The organism is Pseudonocardia yunnanensis (assembly GCF_039534065.1).
GTDB classification, from domain to species: domain Bacteria; phylum Actinomycetota; class Actinomycetes; order Mycobacteriales; family Pseudonocardiaceae; genus Pseudonocardia; species Pseudonocardia yunnanensis.
Genome location: NZ_BAAAUS010000023.1, coordinates 54,611 through 70,978, shown reverse-complemented (window position 1 = coordinate 70,978; position 16,368 = coordinate 54,611). Strand labels below are relative to the sequence as shown.

The 16,368-nt window shown below is 71.2% G+C and carries 15 protein-coding genes; 12 read left to right on the top strand and 3 right to left on the bottom strand.

Going from position 1 to position 16,368, the window contains the following annotated elements; all coding sequences use genetic code 11:
* Positions 1-38: 38 nt before the first annotated feature.
* The gene (locus ABD743_RS20110; protein ID WP_344723666.1) at positions 39-1,124 is read right to left on the bottom strand and encodes a hypothetical protein; all 1,086 of its coding nucleotides are present in this window, start codon (positions 1,122-1,124) and stop codon (positions 39-41) included.
* A 45-nt stretch (positions 1,125-1,169) separates the two neighbouring features.
* Positions 1,170-2,570, bottom strand: coding sequence for a hypothetical protein (locus ABD743_RS20105; protein WP_344723664.1), 1,401 nt, complete (start codon positions 2,568-2,570; stop codon positions 1,170-1,172).
* Between the two features lie 189 nt (positions 2,571-2,759).
* Here ABD743_RS20105 and ABD743_RS20100 point away from each other — a divergent pair, with 189 nt between their 5' ends.
* The 4 genes from ABD743_RS20100 to ABD743_RS20085 all read left to right on the top strand — a co-directional run bounded on the left by ABD743_RS20100 (position 2,760) and on the right by ABD743_RS20085 (position 6,032).
* Positions 2,760-3,221, top strand: a complete 462-nt coding sequence (locus tag ABD743_RS20100; protein ID WP_344723663.1) for a Fur family transcriptional regulator — start codon at positions 2,760-2,762, stop codon at positions 3,219-3,221.
* Positions 3,218-4,303 (top strand): CAF17-like 4Fe-4S cluster assembly/insertion protein YgfZ, encoded by a 1,086-nt coding sequence (gene ygfZ / locus ABD743_RS20095; protein ID WP_344723662.1) that lies wholly within the window; start codon positions 3,218-3,220, stop codon positions 4,301-4,303. Before ABD743_RS20100 ends, ygfZ begins: the two co-directional genes overlap by 4 nt.
* A 93-nt stretch (positions 4,304-4,396) precedes the next feature.
* Positions 4,397-5,593, top strand: a complete 1,197-nt coding sequence (locus tag ABD743_RS20090; protein WP_344723661.1) for an MFS transporter — start codon at positions 4,397-4,399, stop codon at positions 5,591-5,593.
* Positions 5,594-5,819: 226 nt separating this feature from the next.
* A complete protein-coding gene (locus ABD743_RS20085) occupies positions 5,820-6,032 on the top strand; it encodes a DUF3073 domain-containing protein (RefSeq protein WP_241041888.1) in 213 nt (70 codons plus the stop codon).
* 90 nt (positions 6,033-6,122) lie between these two features.
* Here the strand turns inward: ABD743_RS20085 and ABD743_RS20080 are convergent, their stop codons facing one another.
* Positions 6,123-6,878: a GntR family transcriptional regulator gene (locus tag ABD743_RS20080; RefSeq protein WP_344723660.1), complete on the bottom strand. Its 756-nt coding sequence runs from the start codon at positions 6,876-6,878 to the stop codon at positions 6,123-6,125.
* 145 nt (positions 6,879-7,023) lie between these two features.
* Between ABD743_RS20080 and iolC the strand changes: the two genes are divergently transcribed.
* The 8 genes from iolC (at position 7,024) to ABD743_RS20040 (ending at position 16,361) form a co-directional block, all read left to right on the top strand.
* Positions 7,024-7,974: a 5-dehydro-2-deoxygluconokinase gene (iolC, locus tag ABD743_RS20075; RefSeq protein ID WP_344723659.1), complete on the top strand. Its 951-nt coding sequence runs from the start codon at positions 7,024-7,026 to the stop codon at positions 7,972-7,974.
* A complete protein-coding gene (locus ABD743_RS20070; RefSeq protein ID WP_379659319.1) occupies positions 7,967-8,842 on the top strand; it encodes a Cgl0159 family (beta/alpha)8-fold protein in 876 nt (291 codons plus the stop codon). The genes iolC and ABD743_RS20070 overlap by 8 nt, the downstream gene beginning before the upstream one ends.
* A 73-nt stretch (positions 8,843-8,915) precedes the next feature.
* The gene (gene iolB, locus ABD743_RS20065; RefSeq protein ID WP_379659318.1) at positions 8,916-9,824 is read left to right on the top strand and encodes a 5-deoxy-glucuronate isomerase; all 909 of its coding nucleotides are present in this window, start codon (positions 8,916-8,918) and stop codon (positions 9,822-9,824) included.
* The gene (gene iolD / locus ABD743_RS20060; RefSeq protein WP_344723657.1) at positions 9,821-11,740 is read left to right on the top strand and encodes a 3D-(3,5/4)-trihydroxycyclohexane-1,2-dione acylhydrolase (decyclizing); all 1,920 of its coding nucleotides are present in this window, start codon (positions 9,821-9,823) and stop codon (positions 11,738-11,740) included. Before iolB ends, iolD begins: the two co-directional genes overlap by 4 nt.
* Entirely contained in the window at positions 11,737-13,266 is a 1,530-nt protein-coding gene (locus tag ABD743_RS20055; RefSeq protein WP_344723656.1) for a CoA-acylating methylmalonate-semialdehyde dehydrogenase, read from the top strand. The genes iolD and ABD743_RS20055 overlap by 4 nt, the downstream gene beginning before the upstream one ends.
* 2 nt (positions 13,267-13,268) lie before the next feature.
* The gene (locus ABD743_RS20050; RefSeq protein ID WP_344723655.1) at positions 13,269-14,192 is read left to right on the top strand and encodes a TIM barrel protein; all 924 of its coding nucleotides are present in this window, start codon (positions 13,269-13,271) and stop codon (positions 14,190-14,192) included.
* A gap of 48 nt (positions 14,193-14,240) precedes the next feature.
* Entirely contained in the window at positions 14,241-15,230 is a 990-nt protein-coding gene (locus ABD743_RS20045) for a substrate-binding domain-containing protein (protein WP_344723654.1), read from the top strand.
* A gap of 144 nt (positions 15,231-15,374) precedes the next feature.
* Positions 15,375-16,361: an ABC transporter permease gene (locus ABD743_RS20040; RefSeq protein WP_344723653.1), complete on the top strand. Its 987-nt coding sequence runs from the start codon at positions 15,375-15,377 to the stop codon at positions 16,359-16,361.
* The last annotated feature ends 7 nt before the right edge of the window (positions 16,362-16,368 follow it).

Sequence of the window (16,368 nt, the reverse complement as noted above, 5' to 3'; positions counted from 1 at the left end):
TGCCCGGAGGCGGGTAAGACGACCTCGTTTCCTCGGCACTAGTTCAGGGGCGGGGCGGGAGTCACCAGGGCACGCACCTCGTCGACCGGGAGGCCGGCGAGCCGGGCGAGCTGCTCCGGGCGCAGGCCGCTGCCGACCAGCCGCTGCAGCACATCCTGAAGCTGGGTGCGGCACGCTTCCAGCTCGGCGGCGGCACCGACCGCTCGCGCCGGATCGTCGAGGAGCACGGCGAGCAGCCGGTCCCGTACGTCGGCCCGCATGTCGGCCCGTGCAGAGGACGGCTGAGCCGGGGTGGGCGGGGCGGAAGGGACAGGCGGAGGCGGGGGCGACGCGTCCGACGGCCCGGGGTCCGACGGGGACGAGTCCCGGTCCACGCTGCCCAACCGCTGGTCGATCCGGTTGCCCTGGTCGGTCCCGTTGATCTTGTCGTCGATACCGCTGCGGTGGTCGACCCCGTTGCGCTTGGCCGCCGCGGCTCGCACGGCGAACGCCTGCGCGACCGCCGCCGCCACCGAGCGGCCGGACCCTGAGGTGTCGGCAGGGGAGGACCGTCGGCCCGAACCCGTGCGCCCGGCCGGATCCTGGCCGTTGGCCGGCTTCCATGCCGTGCGACCGACGGTGTCGATGCCGTCGAGGCCGTCCAATCCTGTGACGAGGTCCGGGGCGTCCGCCCCGACCGCGCCCAACCCGACGACGGCGGATGCCTCGGCCGATGGCCGGTCCGCCGGACGGGCGGCGGTCTCAGCCCCCGGGGTTCGGGTGAAGGTGTCCGACGACGTCAGCGCATCGGGTCGCCCTCCGGCCACCGTCGTGGCCTGCTGCGCCGCCTGCGCAGCCGTGGCTGCGGCGACCTCCGCCGCCGCGAATGACGGCGCCACGAAGAGGGGCGCAGGCTCCTGACGGTTCGGCCGGTCGAGGAGCGACGACGGCATCAGCGACGGCTCGGAGCGGACGGCGCGGTGCGCGGTGGCGCCGGGCCAGCCGTTCAGGCTCGGGTGTCTCAAGGGCGCGGCGCCGAAGGGACGTCTGCGGCGCCACGCGACCAGGATCAGCAGGATGATCGCGACGGCCACCATCACGGCCACACCCGCCGGGACCAGCCCGTTTGCCATGGGCAGTTGCATGACTGCGCACGGTAGTCCTTACCGGGTCACTGTGCGCAATCGTTGTCAGCCTGTGCGTGACGCAGACGGAGATCGTCCTGAGCGGTCGGAACTACCCGCCGCACCGGGGCCCCCATCGCCGCGCAGGCCGTCCTTGGCCTCGTCCGACCGTGGGTTTTTCTGCTCACCGCGATTTGGTGGCGCCCCAGGCGGGGAGCCGAATCGGCCGGCGTCCTGGCCCCCTGGAGGGCGAACCGAATTCACCTTGACGGTTGAGTCCACGGGGACGTTAGTGCGCCCCTGACCGTCGGTGACCGGAGCCGTCCCGGACTTCTCGGCCGGGCGGACCTGCGGCACCGCGGTGGTGCGTTCTGCGCCCTGCTGTTCGTCGCCAGGGCGGCCGGCGACCGGACGGAACAGGTCGCCCGGCTCCGGCTCCGGCTCGGTGCTGGGACGCATCGATCCGGACTGCTCGACGGACGACACGACCGCCTGATAGCCCCCGGTCGGCAGGCGGTGGGCCGCCGTCTTGCCCTGCGAGGGAGGGGAGGAGGAGCCGCGATCGGCACCGGAGGAGGCGTTCGCGCCGGACTCGCTGCGCGCGGCCGCGGGCGATGGGCTGCGCGCTTCTCCTTGCGCCGCAGCCTGCTCGGGCTTGGGGCTCGCGGGCGCGTCGGGGCGGACCGGCCGGTTGGCCGATGGATCGCCCCCGCCCGGGGCCGACCCGCTCCGAGCCGGGGCAGCGGGCGGGCGGGACGCACCACCCTGACCGGGACGCGCAGGGCCACCGTCGGACGGCGACGCACCGGAGCTGCGGCCGGCCGGGGCAGGCGATGGGGAGGCGGTGCGGGCACCGGAGGCCGGGCCGCCCGTGGGTGACGCCGGCGCCGGGCCCGGCTTGGGCGCGCCGGAGCCGTCGCGCTGCCGGGCCGCCGGGGCCGGGGCGCCCTCACGGGGCGGAAGGGTGATCCGAGCGGTGGGCGCCGCGAGCAGGCCTTCGAGTTGGCCACGCATGCGGGTGAGCTCGGCGAGCACCGCGTCGCGCTGGCGGACCATGTCGGCGAGCTGCGCCCGGACGGTCTCCTGCTCGGCGCGGGCGGCGGCGTGGGCCTTCTTGCGGATCTCCGCGGCCTCGTCCTCGGCGGCCTGCAGGATGCTCTGCATGCGATCGGTGAAGCTGCCGATCATGTCGGGTGACTCGCCGGGCGGCACGGGCCCACCGGGCCGCGGCCGCGGCGTGGGGCGCGGCCTCGCACCGGGCGGAACCTGCTGGCCGGCCCCGGGGTGCCCGGCGCCCTGTTGCGGAACGACCGGGATGGGCTGGCTGCGCGCCAGTTCCAGGTCGGCCCGCATCCTGGTGATGAGGCGCTGCAGACGGGCCACGTGCTCGTCCACCTGTCGGCGGTCATAACCGCGAAGGACGACATCGAACCGTGGGGCGCCAGGCGCTCCCGCGTCAGTCGTCATCGTCGGCCCCTCCCGAGCGTATGGTCACCCTGCATTTCGCCGAGGGTAGGTAGATGGTCGCGGTCAGACTTGTCCGTTCACCCCTACGGAGTATACCGGGAGCGGAGACTCTCCCCGGGTGGGCGGTTCGGGCGCGACAGTGCGCGGTGTCCGAAACCACAACAGCGCCGACGGCCTACCATCAAGTTGATGGACACCCCGTCGATGCTCGATCCCGCCGGCGGATCATCGGCGCTACGCCGGACGCTCCATCAGCGTGGCCTCCGAATGACCCCGCAACGGCAACTGGTGCTCGACGCCGTACGTGAGCTCGGGCACGCCACGCCGGAGCAGATCTGCGCTCAGGTTCAGCGGGCCGCGCCCGCGGTCAACATCACCACGATCTATCGCACACTGGATCTGATGGAGCGCATCGGGCTGGTGCGCCACACGCACCTCGGCCACGGCGCACCCACCTACTCCGAGCAGGAACACGAGCACGTCCACCTGGTCTGCCACTCCTGCGGCACCGTCACCGAAGCCGCCACCGACCTGATGGACGACCTCGCCGAGCGGCTGCGCCGCGAGATCGGTTTCGAGCTCGACGCCTCGCACATCGCCCTGTCCGGCACCTGCAGCGACTGCCGCCCGACATCTTCGGAGTTGTCATGAACGCGCAAGAGGAGACGCTTCCCGGCGCCGACTCCGACCCCCAGGTTCCCGCCCACCGCGGCGATCCGCTGGCCGAGCAGCGGGCCATGGCCCGCACGGCCGCGGTGGTCGACCGTGGGCACCGCGGCGTCATCGCCGTCACGGGCGAGGACCGGTTGAGCTGGCTGCACCTGCTGCTCACCCAGCACGTGAGCGAGCTGCCCGCCGACACCGGCACCGAGGCGCTCGTGCTCGACATCAACGGGCGCGTGCTGCACCACATGGTGGTCGCACACACCCGCGACACCGTCTATCTCGACACCGAGCCCGGTGACGTCCCCGAACTGCTCGCCTACCTCCAGAAGATGGTGTTCTGGTCGAAGGTCGAGCCACGCGACGCCACCGACGAGCTGGCGGTTCTCAGCGTCGTCGGCCCGGCCACTGCCGACGTGCTGGCGGCGGCGGGAATCGAGGTTCCGGAGTCGCACGGCGCACTGGCGCTGCCCGACGGGGGCGTGGTGCGGCGGATGCCGTGGCCGGGCCCCGACGCGGCAGATCTGCTCATTCCGCGGGACGCCTTGTCCGCATGGTGGGAGCGGCTCGTGGCCGCCGGCGCGCGACCTGCGGGCGTCATGGCGTTCGAGGCGCTGCGCGTGGAGGCTCTGCGACCCCGGCTGCACGTCGACACCGACGACCGCACGATCCCCCACGAGGTGGGCTGGATCGGCTCGGCCGTGCACCTGACGAAGGGCTGCTACCGCGGCCAGGAGACGGTCGCGCGGGTGGCGAACCTCGGCCGCCCGCCGCGGCGGCTCGTGTTGCTGCACCTCGACGGGGGTGACGAGCGCCTGCCGGTGCCCGGCGACCCGGTGGTGCGCGACGGCCGACCGGTCGGCCGGGTGGGCACGGTTGCTCTGCACCACGAGCTCGGTCCGGTGGCGCTGGCCCTGGTCAAACGGTCGGTTCCGGTGGACGCCGAACTGCTGGCCGGGGTCGACGACCGGATCGCGCCGGCCGCGATCGACCCCTCCTCGGTGCCGTCGGAGGACGACACTCCCCCGCCCGGGCGCGCGGCCCAGATCAGGAGCGGACTACGGGGCTGACCAGGGCGGACGTCCACTCAGTGCCGCTTCCCACAGTCCATATCGTGGGAAGACTCTCCTGACCAGCGGGACGCCCGCGTACGGTCGGATCACGTGGGGACGGGCAGCGGGTACCGGTGGGTCGTGCTCGCGGTGGGAACCATCGCCCAAGCGGCCACCGCCACCTACTTCCTGGGCCTCTCCGCCGTCACCCCAGCGCTTCGCGACCACTTCGGGCTCGGCCTGGCCGGCGTCGGCACGCTGATCGGCGCGATCTCGGTCGGTCTCGTCCTCACCCTGATCACGTGGGGTGGTGCGGCCGACCGGTTCGGCGAGCGCGGCGTGATGACCATCGGACTGCTCGGCTCTGCCGCCGCACTGGGCGGCACGGCCCTCGTGAGCAGCCCGGTCGTCGCCGGTGTGCTCCTCCTCCTCGCGGGGGCGTCCGGCGCGAGCGTGAACGCCGCCAGCGGCCGGGCGGTGCTCACCTGGTTCCCGACCGCCCGCAGGGGCATGGCCATGGCCGTCCGGCAGACGTCGGTGCCCATCGGCACGGCGCTCGCCGCGGTCTCGCTGCCCCCGATCTCGCGCATGTGGGGCGTTCCCGCGGTGTTCGTGGCTCTTGCCCTCACGTGTCTCGTCGCCGCGGCGGCGGTGGCGATCTGGGTGCGCGAGCCGCCCGGACGGCCCGCCCGTGGCACCCGCCCGACCACGAGCACCCTGGCCGTAATGGCCGACCGGCGGCTGCTCCGGCTCAGTCTGAGCGGGCTGCTGCTGGTCGTGCCGCAATTCCTCGGCTCGGTGTTCCTCGTCGAGGTGCTGCACGACGGCGCGGGCCTGTCCCTCGGCCTGGCGGGCGGCCTGCTGGCGCTCTCCCAGGTGCTGGGGGCGGCGGGACGGCTGGGCAACGGCCTGTGGTCGGACAGGGTGGCGAGCAGGCTGGGACCGCTGCGCATCATCGCGCTGGCGTCCGCCGTCGGGTTCGGTCTGGCTGCGGCGCTGGAACCCGGCCCGGCGCCGCTGCTGGCCGCCATCCTGGTGCCCGCGGCCGCGATCGCCATCAGCTGGAACGGCCTCGTCTTCACCGCGGCGGGCGAGCTTGCGCCGCCGGACCGGGCCGCCACCGCGATGGCCGTGTCCAACACCGCGAACTATGTCGGGGCGGCGGCCGCGCCCGCCCTCGGCGGCCTGGTCGCCGAGATGGCCGGCCTGCCCGTGATGCTGGCGATGGGTGGCGTCGCCGCGCTTGCCGCGTTCGTCACACTGCGCCGGCTGACGGAGCCCGTGATGCACCGCCACGCCGACGCCTAGCGTCCCCGCGGCTTCGACCTGCGAACATCGCCCCGGTTTGTCATGCTGTGGGCTGTCCGTGGCGCTTCGCGTTCCACCGAGCTGGGGCGTCCGAAATCACACAACCGGTGCCACATCGCACACCGGCCCGTCCGCAAGGTACGGTGGTCACCAGGACATTGATGAGATGTGAATGGGGCCGCCGAGCTATCCGGCCGCCCCTTCCCTGTTGTAAGGGGGACCAGCCATGGGGCGCGGACGAGCCAAGGCCAAGCAGACGAAGGTGGCCCGAGAGCTCAAGTACAGCTCCCCCACCATGGATCTCGACGCACTGCAGCGTGAGATCGGGAGTGGGACGGCGGCACCTCGCAACGGTGGTGGTGACGAGGACGACTACGCCGACCCGTACGCCCCCGAGGCGGACGACGAGGACGAGGCCCCGAGCCGCCGGTACCGCTGACCGCCGGGCCTTCGGGCCTTGTCCGTGGTTCGGTCGAGCACCCGGTATGTGCCCGACCGAGCCACGACGGCTACGCGGAGCGGTAGTGCGTCACGTCGAGAGCGTGAGCTCGAACGCATAGCGGGTCGCGCGGTAGATGTGTGAGCCGTACTCCACCGCTTGACCGCTCGCATCCCATGCCGTGCGCGTCATGGTGAGCAGCGGCGCACCTCTGACGTCGCCGAGCATCCTGGCCTCGGCCGTGGTGGCGACTCTCGCCCCCACCACCTGGCTAGCCATGCGTGGCGCGTATCCCGCTGCCCGCAGCAGCTCGTAGAGCCCGTGCCCCTCGAGGTCGGCGCGGCCCAGCGGTAGCACGTCCACCGGCACGGCGTTGTGCATGATCGCGAGCGGCTCGCCGTCGGCGAACCGCAACCGCTCGATCCATGTCACGTGGGCGTTGCCGTCGAGACCGAGGGCCTCCGCCACGTGGTCGGGGGCGGGCCCCACCCGGAGCGTCTGCACCTCGGTGCGCGGCTTCTGTCCCGTCTTGGCGAGGTCGTCGTAGAGGCTCGTCAGCTCGACGGGGCGGCGGACCTTCGGGTGGACGATCTGCGTGCCCGCACCCCGTTTGCGGACGAGCACGCCCCGCTCCACGAGGTACTGCACAGCCCGGCGGATCGTGGGTCGCGAGACCCCGAGGCGCTCGGCCAGCTCCAGCTCGTTCTCCAGCCGGCCGCCGACCGGCATCTCCCCGCTCTCGATCAGCTGCTGCACCCTGCTCGCCACCTGGAAATACAGCGGGACCGGGCTGGTCCGGTCCAAACCCACCTCCGGGACCAGGCTTCCTGGCGCCGAACGTTCCACGCCTCAGCACTCCTTAAGACCTCTATGTCAGGACAAAGTGTTGACAGGTTTCGCGGGTCAGAGTACATCTGTCCGAGTGTTCCGGGTCACTCCCGGACCACGACCCGAACGGGAGGACAGCGACGATGACGCCGGGAACGACCGCATGAGCGCCCTCGAGGTGCTCACCATGGGGCGGATCGGGGTCGACATCTACCCGCTCCAGATCGGGGTTTCGCTGCGCGAGGTGCAGACGTTCGGCAAGTACCTGGGGGGAAGCGCGTCGAACGTCGCGGTCGCCGCGGCCCGCCACGGCAGACGCAGCGCGGTGATCACCAGGACCGGGGAGGACCCGTTCGGAGAGTTCCTGCACGACGCCCTGCGCGGCTACGGCGTGGACGACCGGTACGTCACGGCGGTGCCCGAACTGCCGACCCCGGTGACGTTCTGCGAGATCTTCCCGCCCGACGACTTCCCGCTCTACTTCTACCGCCTCCCCAAGGCTCCCGACCTGGAGATCCGAACCGACGAGCTCGACATGGACGCCGTGCGCGCGGCCGCCATCTTCTGGGTGACCGGCACCGGTCTCTCGCAGGAGCCGAGCCGCGGTGCCACCCTCGCCGCGCTGCGGGAGCGGAACCGGCGCGGGATCACCGTTCTCGACCTGGACTACCGGCCGATGTTCTGGCCCTCCCGGGAGGAGGCCCGCCGGTGGATGCAGGAGGCACTGCCGCACGTGACGGTCGCCGTCGGCAACCTCGACGAGTGCGAGACCGCGGTCGGGGTCAGCGAGCCACACGCCGCCGCGGAGGCACTGCACGACGCAGGCGTCGAGCTCGCCGTCGTCAAGCAGGGCCCGGCAGGCGTGCTGGCGTCGGACGGCTCCACCAAGGTGCAGGTGCCGCCGATGCCGGTGGAGGTGGTGAACGGCCTCGGAGCGGGCGACGCCTTCGGTGGCGCGCTGTGCCACGCCCTGCTCTCCCGGTGGGATCTCGAACGGGCGATGCGGTTCTGCAACGCCGCCGGTGCGATCGTCGCGGGCCGGCTCGCCTGCTCCGACGCCATGCCCACCACCGATGAGGTCGAGGCCGGGCTGCGGGAGGTCATCGGTGCGTGAGGATCAGCTCCGTGACCTGATCGACAGCCGCGTGCGCAGGCCACAGTCCGTGGCCGAGGTCGCGGCCCGCCGCCGCAGGCCCGGCTCGCTTCTCGGCGAGCACGGCAGGCTGATGATGATCGCCGCCGACCACCCGGCTCGCGGCGCGCTCCGGGCCGGTGGCCGTGCGCTGGCCATGGCCGATCGGCGTGACCTGCTCGACCGGCTGTGCCTCGCCCTGTCCCGTCCCGGCGTGAACGGGGTGCTCGGCACTCCGGACATCCTCGAGGACCTCCTGCTGCTCGGCGCCCTCGACGACAAGGTCGTGGTCGGTTCGATGAACCGCGGCGGGCTGGCCGGCACCACGTTCGAGATCGACGACCGCTTCACCGCCTACGACGCGAAGAGCCTCGACGCGACCGGGTTCGAGGGCGGCAAGATGCTCGTCCGCATCGACCCCGAGGACCCGGGCACGGCCGCCACGCTGGAGGCCGGTGCGAAGGCCATCGGTGAGCTGGCGAAGCACGGCCTGATGGCCATGGTCGAGCCCTTCATCTCCCACCGCGTGGACGGGCGCGTCCGCAACGAATTGACGGCGGAAGCCATGATCCGCGCGACGTGCGTGGCGGCGGGGCTGGGCCCGACGTCCGCATACACGTGGCTGAAAGTGCCGATCGTCGACGAGATGGAGCGGGCGATGGCCGCGACCACACTGCCCGCGCTGATCCTCGGTGGCGAGGTGACCGAGGACCAGGACGCCGCTTTCGCGAGCTGGAGCAAGGCGCTGGCCCTCCCCACGGTGCAGGGCCTGGTGATCGGGCGTTCCCTGCTCTATCCACCGAACGACGATGTCGCCGGCGCGGTGGATGCGGCGGTGAGCCTCCTGTGAGCGAGCTTGCGAGCGAACCATTGGACACAGCAGCTTCGCGAACGTGGCCGACGAGCGTCAGCGAGGAGGCGGCGTGAGCGAGCTTGCGAGCGAGACCCGCACCGTCGGCCCGGTGGTCCGCAGGGGCGAGACAGGCGACGACACGTTCTCCCTCGTCATCACGCCGGAGAACGCCGGTTGGGGCTACAGCAGCCTGCGCGTGCTCGAACTGCCGTCGGGCGGCACCGCCACGTTCGGCACCGGTGAGGACGAGATGGTCGTCCTCCCGCTCTCCGGAAGCTGCACGGTCGAGTCCGACGGCGAGCGCTTCGAGGTCGCCGGGCGCGAGACGGTGTTCTCGCGTGTCACGGACTTCGTCTACGTCCCCCGCGACGCCCAGGTGACCGTCTCCTCGGCGGCGGGCGGCCGCTTCGCACTTCCTGGAGCCCGCGCCACCCGCCGGTTGACCGCCCGTTACGGCCCGGCCGACGGCGTCTCCGTCGAGCTGCGCGGGGCCGGGCAGGCCAGCCGGCAGGTGAACAACTTCTGCAACCCGGAGACGTTCGACGCCGACAAGCTGATCGCGGTGGAGGTACTGACCCCGGCCGCCAACTGGTCGTCCTATCCCCCGCACAAGCACGACGAGGAGCGTGCGGGCGAGGCTCGGCTGGAGGAGGTCTACTACTTCGAGGTCGCGCCCGGCCCGGCGGGCGAGGGCATCGCCTACCAGCGCGTCTACACGTCCGGTCCGGGACGCGAGATCGACGTGTGCGCGGAGGTCCGCAGCGGCGACACCGTGCTCATCCCGCACGGCTGGCACGGGCCGTCGATGGCTGTACCCGGCTACGACCTCTACTACCTCAACGTCATGGCCGGGCCGAGCCCGGAACGGGCCTGGCTGATCTGCGACGACCCCGCCCACGCCTGGATCCGCGGCACCTGGGACGAGCAGGAGATCGACCCCCGGCTGCCGCTGACGACCACCGAGGAGCGCTCGCGATGACAATTCGGTTGACCGTCGCCCAAGCGCTCGTCCGGTTCCTGGCCGCGCAGTACAGCGAGCGCGACGGGACCGAGCAGCGGCTGATCCCCGGCTGCTTCGGCATCTTCGGGCACGGGAACGTGGCAGGCGTCGCGCAGGCGCTGCTCGAGTCCGTCCAAGGTGACGGCACGGGCGCCGACCTTCCCTACCACCTGGCCCGCAACGAGCAGGGCATGGTGCACTCCGCCGTCGGCTACTCGCGGATGCGCAACCGGCTGCAGGCGATGGCCTGCACGGCGTCGATCGGGCCGGGGTCGACGAACATGCTCACCGGCGCGGCACTGGCCACCACCAACCGCATCCCCGTGCTCCTGCTGCCGTCCGACATCTTCGCGACGCGTGTGGCGAGCCCGGTGCTGCAGGAGCTGGAGCAGCCCTTCGGCTACGACGTCTCGGTGAACGACGCGTTCCGGCCGCTGTCGCGCTTCTTCGACCGGGTCTGGCGCCCGGAGCAGCTCCCGTCGGCGCTGCTCGGCGCGATGCGGGTGCTCACCGACCCGGCCGAGACCGGCGCGGTGACGATCGCGCTGCCGCAGGACGTGCAGGCCGAGGCGCACGACTGGCCCGATGAGCTGTTCGAGAAGCGGGTCTGGCACATTCCGCGCCCGGTGCCGGAGCCGGCCGCGCTGGCCCGGGCCGCCGACATCATCTCCTCAGCCCGCTGCCCCCTGCTCGTCGCGGGCGGCGGGGTGCACTACAGCGAGGCCACCGAGGCGCTGCGCCGGTTCGCCGAGGCCACCGGCATCCCCGTCGCCGACACGCAGGCCGGCAAGGGCGCGCTGCTGTGGGAGCACCCGCAGGCCGTCGGCGGCGTCGGGTCCACCGGGTCTCCCGTGGCCAATGCGCTGGCCCGCGACGCCGACGTCGTGATCGGGGTGGGCACCCGCTACAGCGACTTCACCACGGCGTCCCGCACCGCGTTCCAGCACGCGGACGTCCGGTTCGTCAACATCAACATCGCGGCATTCGACGCGGCGAAGCACGCCGGCGCGATGGTCGTGGCCGACGCGCGGGCGGCGCTGGACGCACTCGTCGACGCGGTTGAGGGGTACCGCGTGGACGAGGCGTACACCGCCGCCCACCGCGAGCACGCCGAGCGCTGGAACCAGGTGGTCGACGAGGCAGCGCACCTGGGCCACCAGCCGCTCCCGGCGCAGACCGAGGTGCTCGGCACGCTCAACGAGGTGATGGACGCGCGGGACGTCGTGGTGCAGGCGGCCGGCTCCATGCCCGGTGACCTGCAGATGCTCTGGCGGGCCCGCGACTCGAAGCAGTACCACGTCGAGTACGCCTACTCCTGCATGGGCTACGAGATCGCCGGAGCGCTCGGGGTCAAGATGGCCGCACCGGAGCGTGAGGTGTTCGCCCTGGTCGGCGACGGTTCCTACCTGATGATGTCCCAGGAGCTGGTCACCGCGGTGTCCGAGGGGATCAAGCTCAACCTCGTCATCGTGGAGAACCGTGGGTTCGCCTCGATCGGCTCGCTCTCGGAGTCGGTGGGCTCGCAGCGCTTCGGCACCGCGTACCGCTACCGGAACCCGGAGACCGGACAGCTCGACGGCGACGTGCTCCCGGTCGACCTGGCCGCCAACGCCGCGAGCCTCGGCGCCGACGTGATCCGGGTGCGGACGATCGAGGAGTTCCGCGGCGCGCTGGCGCGGTCCCGGGCGTCCACCCGCACCACGGCGATCCACATCGAGACCGACCCGCTCGCGCCCGTCCCGTCCTCGGAGAGCTGGTGGGACGTCCCGGTGTCCGAGGTCGCCCAGCTCGACAGCACGAAGCAAGCCCGTAAGACCTACGAGGCGCGTAAGGCGGAGCAGCGTCCCCTGCTGCGGCCGTCCGGCGTGCCCGGCTCCCAGGAGGGATCGTCGTGAGGACAATCACCCACTGGATCGGTGGCAAGCCGGAGCCCGGCACCTCCACCCGCACCGGCCCGGTGTGGAACCCGGCCACGGGCGAGCAGCAGGCCGAGGTGGCGCTGGCGAGCTCGGCCGACGTGGGCACGGCCGTCGCCACGGCGGCCACCGCGTTCGAGACGTGGTCGCAGTCGTCGCTCTCGACCCGCACGAAGGTGCTCTTCGCGTTCCGCGAGCTGGTGAACGCGCGCACCCAGGAACTCGCCGAGATCATCTCCGACGAGCACGGCAAGGTCGTCTCCGACGCCCGCGGCGAGGTGCAGCGCGGGCTGGAGGTCGTCGAGTTCGCCTGCGGCATCCCCACCCTGCTCAAGGGCGAGTACTCCGACCAGGTGTCCGGTGGCGTGGACGTCTTCTCGTTCCGTCAGCCGCTCGGCGTCTGCGCCGGGATCACACCGTTCAACTTCCCGGCGATGGTGCCGATGTGGATGCACCCGGTGGCGATCGCGTGCGGCAACACGTTCGTGCTCAAGCCCAGCGAGCGCGACCCGAGCGCGTCGATGCTGGTGGCGGAGCTGTGGGCCGAGGCAGGGCTGCCCGACGGCGTCTTCAACGTCGTGCACGGCGACAAGGAGTCCGTTGACGCCCTGCTCGACCACCCGGACGTCGCCGCCGTGTCGTTCGTCGGCTCGACGCCCATCGCGCGCTACATCCACGAGCGCGCGGCGGCGAACGGCAAGCGCGTGCAGGCGCTCGGCGGAGCGAAGAACCACGCCGTGGTCCTCCCGGACGCCCCGCTGGACTTCGCGGCGGACCACCTGGTTGCGGCCGCGTTCGGTTCGGCCGGTGAGCGCTGCATGGCCGTCTCGGCGGCCGTCGCCGTCGGTGCCGCCGCCGACGACCTCGTCGCCGCCGTGAGCGAGAAGGCCCGCGCCGTGAAGGTCGGGCCGGGACGCGACCCGGGCAGCGAGATGGGGCCCGTGGTCACGGCCGCGGCCCGCGACCGGATCGTCGGTCTGATCGGCAGCGGAGCCGACCAGGGCGCCACCCTCGCCGTGGACGGCCGCGGCCTCACCGTCCCCGGCTACGAGAACGGCTTCTTCGTGGGCCCGACGGTGATCGACAACGTCGGGCGCGACATGGACGTCTACCGGGAGGAGATCTTCGGCCCGGTGCTCTCGGTGGTACGCACCGACTCCGTGGACGAGGCGATCGCGCTGATCAACGCCAACCCGTACGGCAACGGCACCGCCATCTTCACCTCCAGCGGAGAGGCGGCCCGGCGGTTCCAGCGCGGGGTGAACGTGGGGATGATCGGCATCAACGTGCCCATTCCCGTGCCGATGGCGTACTACTCCTTCGGCGGCTGGAAGGACTCGCTCTTCGGAGACAAGCACGTCCACGGCCCCGAGGGCGTCTCGTTCTACACGCGGGCGAAGGTCATCACGTCGCGGTGGCCCCACGTGGCCGAGCGGAGCGAACGCGGAGCGAGCATCGATACAGCCGCGACCGGCGCCTCCTACCACTTCCCGACGGCGACCTGATCATGGCTGCCCTGGACAGGCTCACCCTCGGCACCGCCCCCGACTCGTGGGGCGTGTGGTTCCCGTCCGATCCACACCAGGTGGACTGGAAGCAGTACCTCGACGAGATCGGGCAGGCCGGCTACACCCACACCGAGCTCGGCCCGTCCGGGTTCATGCCGCAGGACCCCGGGCAGCTTCGCGACGAGTTGCAGGCCCGCAACCTCACGCTCTGCGGGGGCACGATCTTCGCCGGGCTGCACCGCGGGGCCGACGCGCTGGACGAGGCGGTGGAGGCGTGCAGCAAGGAGTCGCGGCTGCTCACCGCGCTCGGCGCACGCCACCTCGTGTTGCTGCCCGAGCAGTACACCGACATGCACACCGGTGCGGCCACCGATTCCGGTGACATCGATCCCGAGCAGTGGAAGAACCTCACCACCGGCTACGACCGGCTCGGGAAGTTCCTGCACGAGGAGTTCGGCGTCGACCTGGTCTTCCATCCGCACGCCGACACCCACGTCGACACGCAGGTGCGGGTGGAGCGGTTCCTCGCCGATACCGACCCGCAGTACGTGAACCTGTGCCTCGACACCGGGCACATCGCCTACTGCGACGGCGACAACGTCGCGATCATCCGGCGGTTCCCGGAGCGGATCCTGTACGTGCACCTCAAGCAGGTCGATCCCGCTGTCCGCGCCCGCGTCCGCACCGAGAAGCTCTCGCTCGCCGAGGCCGTGCCGCTCGGCGTGATGGTCGAGCCGCCGTACGGGGAACCGGCGATGCCACCCCTGCTCGACGCGCTCGCCGCGCTCGACACCGATCTCTACACCGTGGTGGAACAGGACCTATACCCGGTGGAGCCGCACGTCCCGCTGCCCATCGCCGCCCGCACGGCCGGCTACTTCGCCGGCTGCGGTCTCGGCCCGGTCCGGCGGTGGCCCTACTGACCCACCCTCAGCCGCCGCTGGCGCCGGCTGTGACTGGAAGGAAACTCGATGAGGAGTACCCGGAAGTCCATGCGGCAACTGGCCGTGATCGCGGCGCTCGGTGTCGCCCTGGCGGCGTGCAGCAGTCAGGGCGGGGCGAGGAACCAGGCAGAACAGGCCGGCGGCCCTTCCGGTGGCCGCACCTACACCATCGCGATGATCACGCACGAACAGGCGGGCGACACGTTCTGGGACAAGATCCGGGCAGGTGCCGAGGAGGCGGCCCGGGTACACGGCATCGATCTCAAGTACTCGAACAACGAGCAGGGCCCCGAGCAGGCCACGCTCGTCCAGAACGCGATCGACAGCAAGGTCGACGGCATCGCCGTGACGCTGTCCAGCGCCGACGCCGTGATCCCGGTGGCGAAGAAGGCGGCCGACGCCGGCATCCCGGTCGTCGCGTTCAACCAGGGCTTGGACCAGTACAAGCAGGCCGGCGCGAAGATGTACTTCGGGTCGGACGAGGACCTGGCCGGGCAGTCGGTCGGTCAGCGGATAGCCGCGGAGGGCGACGGCGGCAAGACCCTCTGCATCATCCAGGCCCAGGGCTCGGTCGCGCTCGAGACGCGGTGCGCCGGCGTGAAGAAGGCGTACCCGAACACGGAGAACCTGCAGGTCAACGGGGCTGACCTGCCGTCGGTGCAGCAGACGGTCGGCGCGAAGCTCAGCCAGGACCCGTCGATCACCCACATCGTCACGCTCGGGGCCCCGATCGCGTTGGCCGCGATGCAGGCCCAGGCCGACTCGGGCAACACGGCGAAGCTCGTCACGTTCGACCTCAACCAGGACGCCGCCAAGGCGATCCAGGACGGCAAGATCGACTTCTCGGTCGACCAGCAGCCGTACGTTCAGGGTTATATGGCTGTCGAGGGGCTGTGGTTCGAGCTGACCAACGGCAACGACCTCGGCGGCGGCAAGCCGGTGCTCACGGGCCCGTCCTTCGTCGACAAGAGCAACATCGACCAGATCCTGCCCTACACCCAGAACAACACGCGCTGACCGCGTCCCCCGGGGGAAGCCGGTCGACCGGCTCCCCCGGGCCCAGCAACTCCTGGAGCAGCCATGACGACGACCCCAGTGGCGACGAAAGAGCCGCCCAGAAGTCCCGGTACAGACGGCGCGCAGCGACCCACCCGGTCGCTCATGGCGCGCATTCTCACCCGCCCGGAGATCGGCGCGGTGGCGGCGGCGATCGCCATCTTCATCTTCTTCTTCGCGATCGCCCCGCCATTCCGGACGTTTCCGTCTTTCGCGACCGTCCTGTACGCGAGTTCGACGATCGGCATCGTCGCGGTGGGTGTGGCGCTGCTGATGATCGGCGGTGAGTTCGACCTTTCGGCCGGTGTCTCCGTGGTGACGTGCGCACTGACGGCCGCCCTCATCACCTACCAGCTCAGCCTGAACGTCTGGGCAGGTGTGCTCATCAGCCTGCTGGTCGCACTGGCCATCGGGTTCGTCAACGGCTACCTGGTGATCAGAACGGGAATCCCGAGCTTCCTGATCACCCTGTCCACGTTCTTCATGCTCCGCGGTGTCAACCTCGGTGTGACGAAAGCCGTGACCGGCACGGTCGCCAGCGACAACATCTCGGAGCTGGACGGTTTCGGCCTGGCGCACGCGATCTTCGCGTCCGACATCAACCTCGGCTTCATGACGGTCAAGATCACCGTGCTCTGGTGGTTGCTGTTCGTCGCCATCGGGACGTGGGTACTGCTGCGGACGCGCGTCGGCAACTGGATCTTCGCCTCCGGTGGCAACGCGGCAAGCGCCCGCGCGGTGGGTGTGCCGGTGGCAAAGGTGAAGATCGGCCTCTTCATGGCGGTCGCGGTTCTGGGGTGGTTCCTCGGAATGCACCTGTTGTTCAACTTCTCGTCGGTGCAGTCCGGCCTGGGAATCGGAAACGAGTTCATCTACATCATCGCCGCGGTCGTGGGCGGCACACTGCTCACTGGTGGTTACGGCTCCGTGATCGGCGCGGCAGTCGGCGCCTTCATCTTCGGGATGACGACCCAGGGCATCGTCTTCGCCGGGTTCGATCCGAACTGGTTCTACACATTCCTCGGCGCGATGCTCCTGCTCGCCGTGCTGGTGAACCTGTACGTCAAGAACTACGCGCTGACGAGGAAGTGAGGGCGGC

Coding starts and splice junctions, on each gene's coding strand:
- ABD743_RS20110 (WP_344723666.1), bottom strand. CDS start 1,124: ATGCAACTGCCCATGGCAAACGGGCTGGTCCCGGCGGGTGTGGCCGTG.
- ABD743_RS20105 (WP_344723664.1), bottom strand. CDS start 2,570: ATGACGACTGACGCGGGAGCGCCTGGCGCCCCACGGTTCGATGTCGTC.
- ABD743_RS20100 (WP_344723663.1), top strand. CDS start 2,760: ATGGACACCCCGTCGATGCTCGATCCCGCCGGCGGATCATCGGCGCTA.
- ygfZ (WP_344723662.1), top strand. CDS start 3,218: ATGAACGCGCAAGAGGAGACGCTTCCCGGCGCCGACTCCGACCCCCAG.
- ABD743_RS20085 (WP_241041888.1), top strand. CDS start 5,820: ATGGGGCGCGGACGAGCCAAGGCCAAGCAGACGAAGGTGGCCCGAGAG.
- iolC (WP_344723659.1), top strand. CDS start 7,024: ATGAGCGCCCTCGAGGTGCTCACCATGGGGCGGATCGGGGTCGACATC.
- iolD (WP_344723657.1), top strand. CDS start 9,821: ATGACAATTCGGTTGACCGTCGCCCAAGCGCTCGTCCGGTTCCTGGCC.
- ABD743_RS20050 (WP_344723655.1), top strand. CDS start 13,269: ATGGCTGCCCTGGACAGGCTCACCCTCGGCACCGCCCCCGACTCGTGG.
- ABD743_RS20045 (WP_344723654.1), top strand. CDS start 14,241: ATGAGGAGTACCCGGAAGTCCATGCGGCAACTGGCCGTGATCGCGGCG.
- ABD743_RS20040 (WP_344723653.1), top strand. CDS start 15,375: ATGGCGCGCATTCTCACCCGCCCGGAGATCGGCGCGGTGGCGGCGGCG.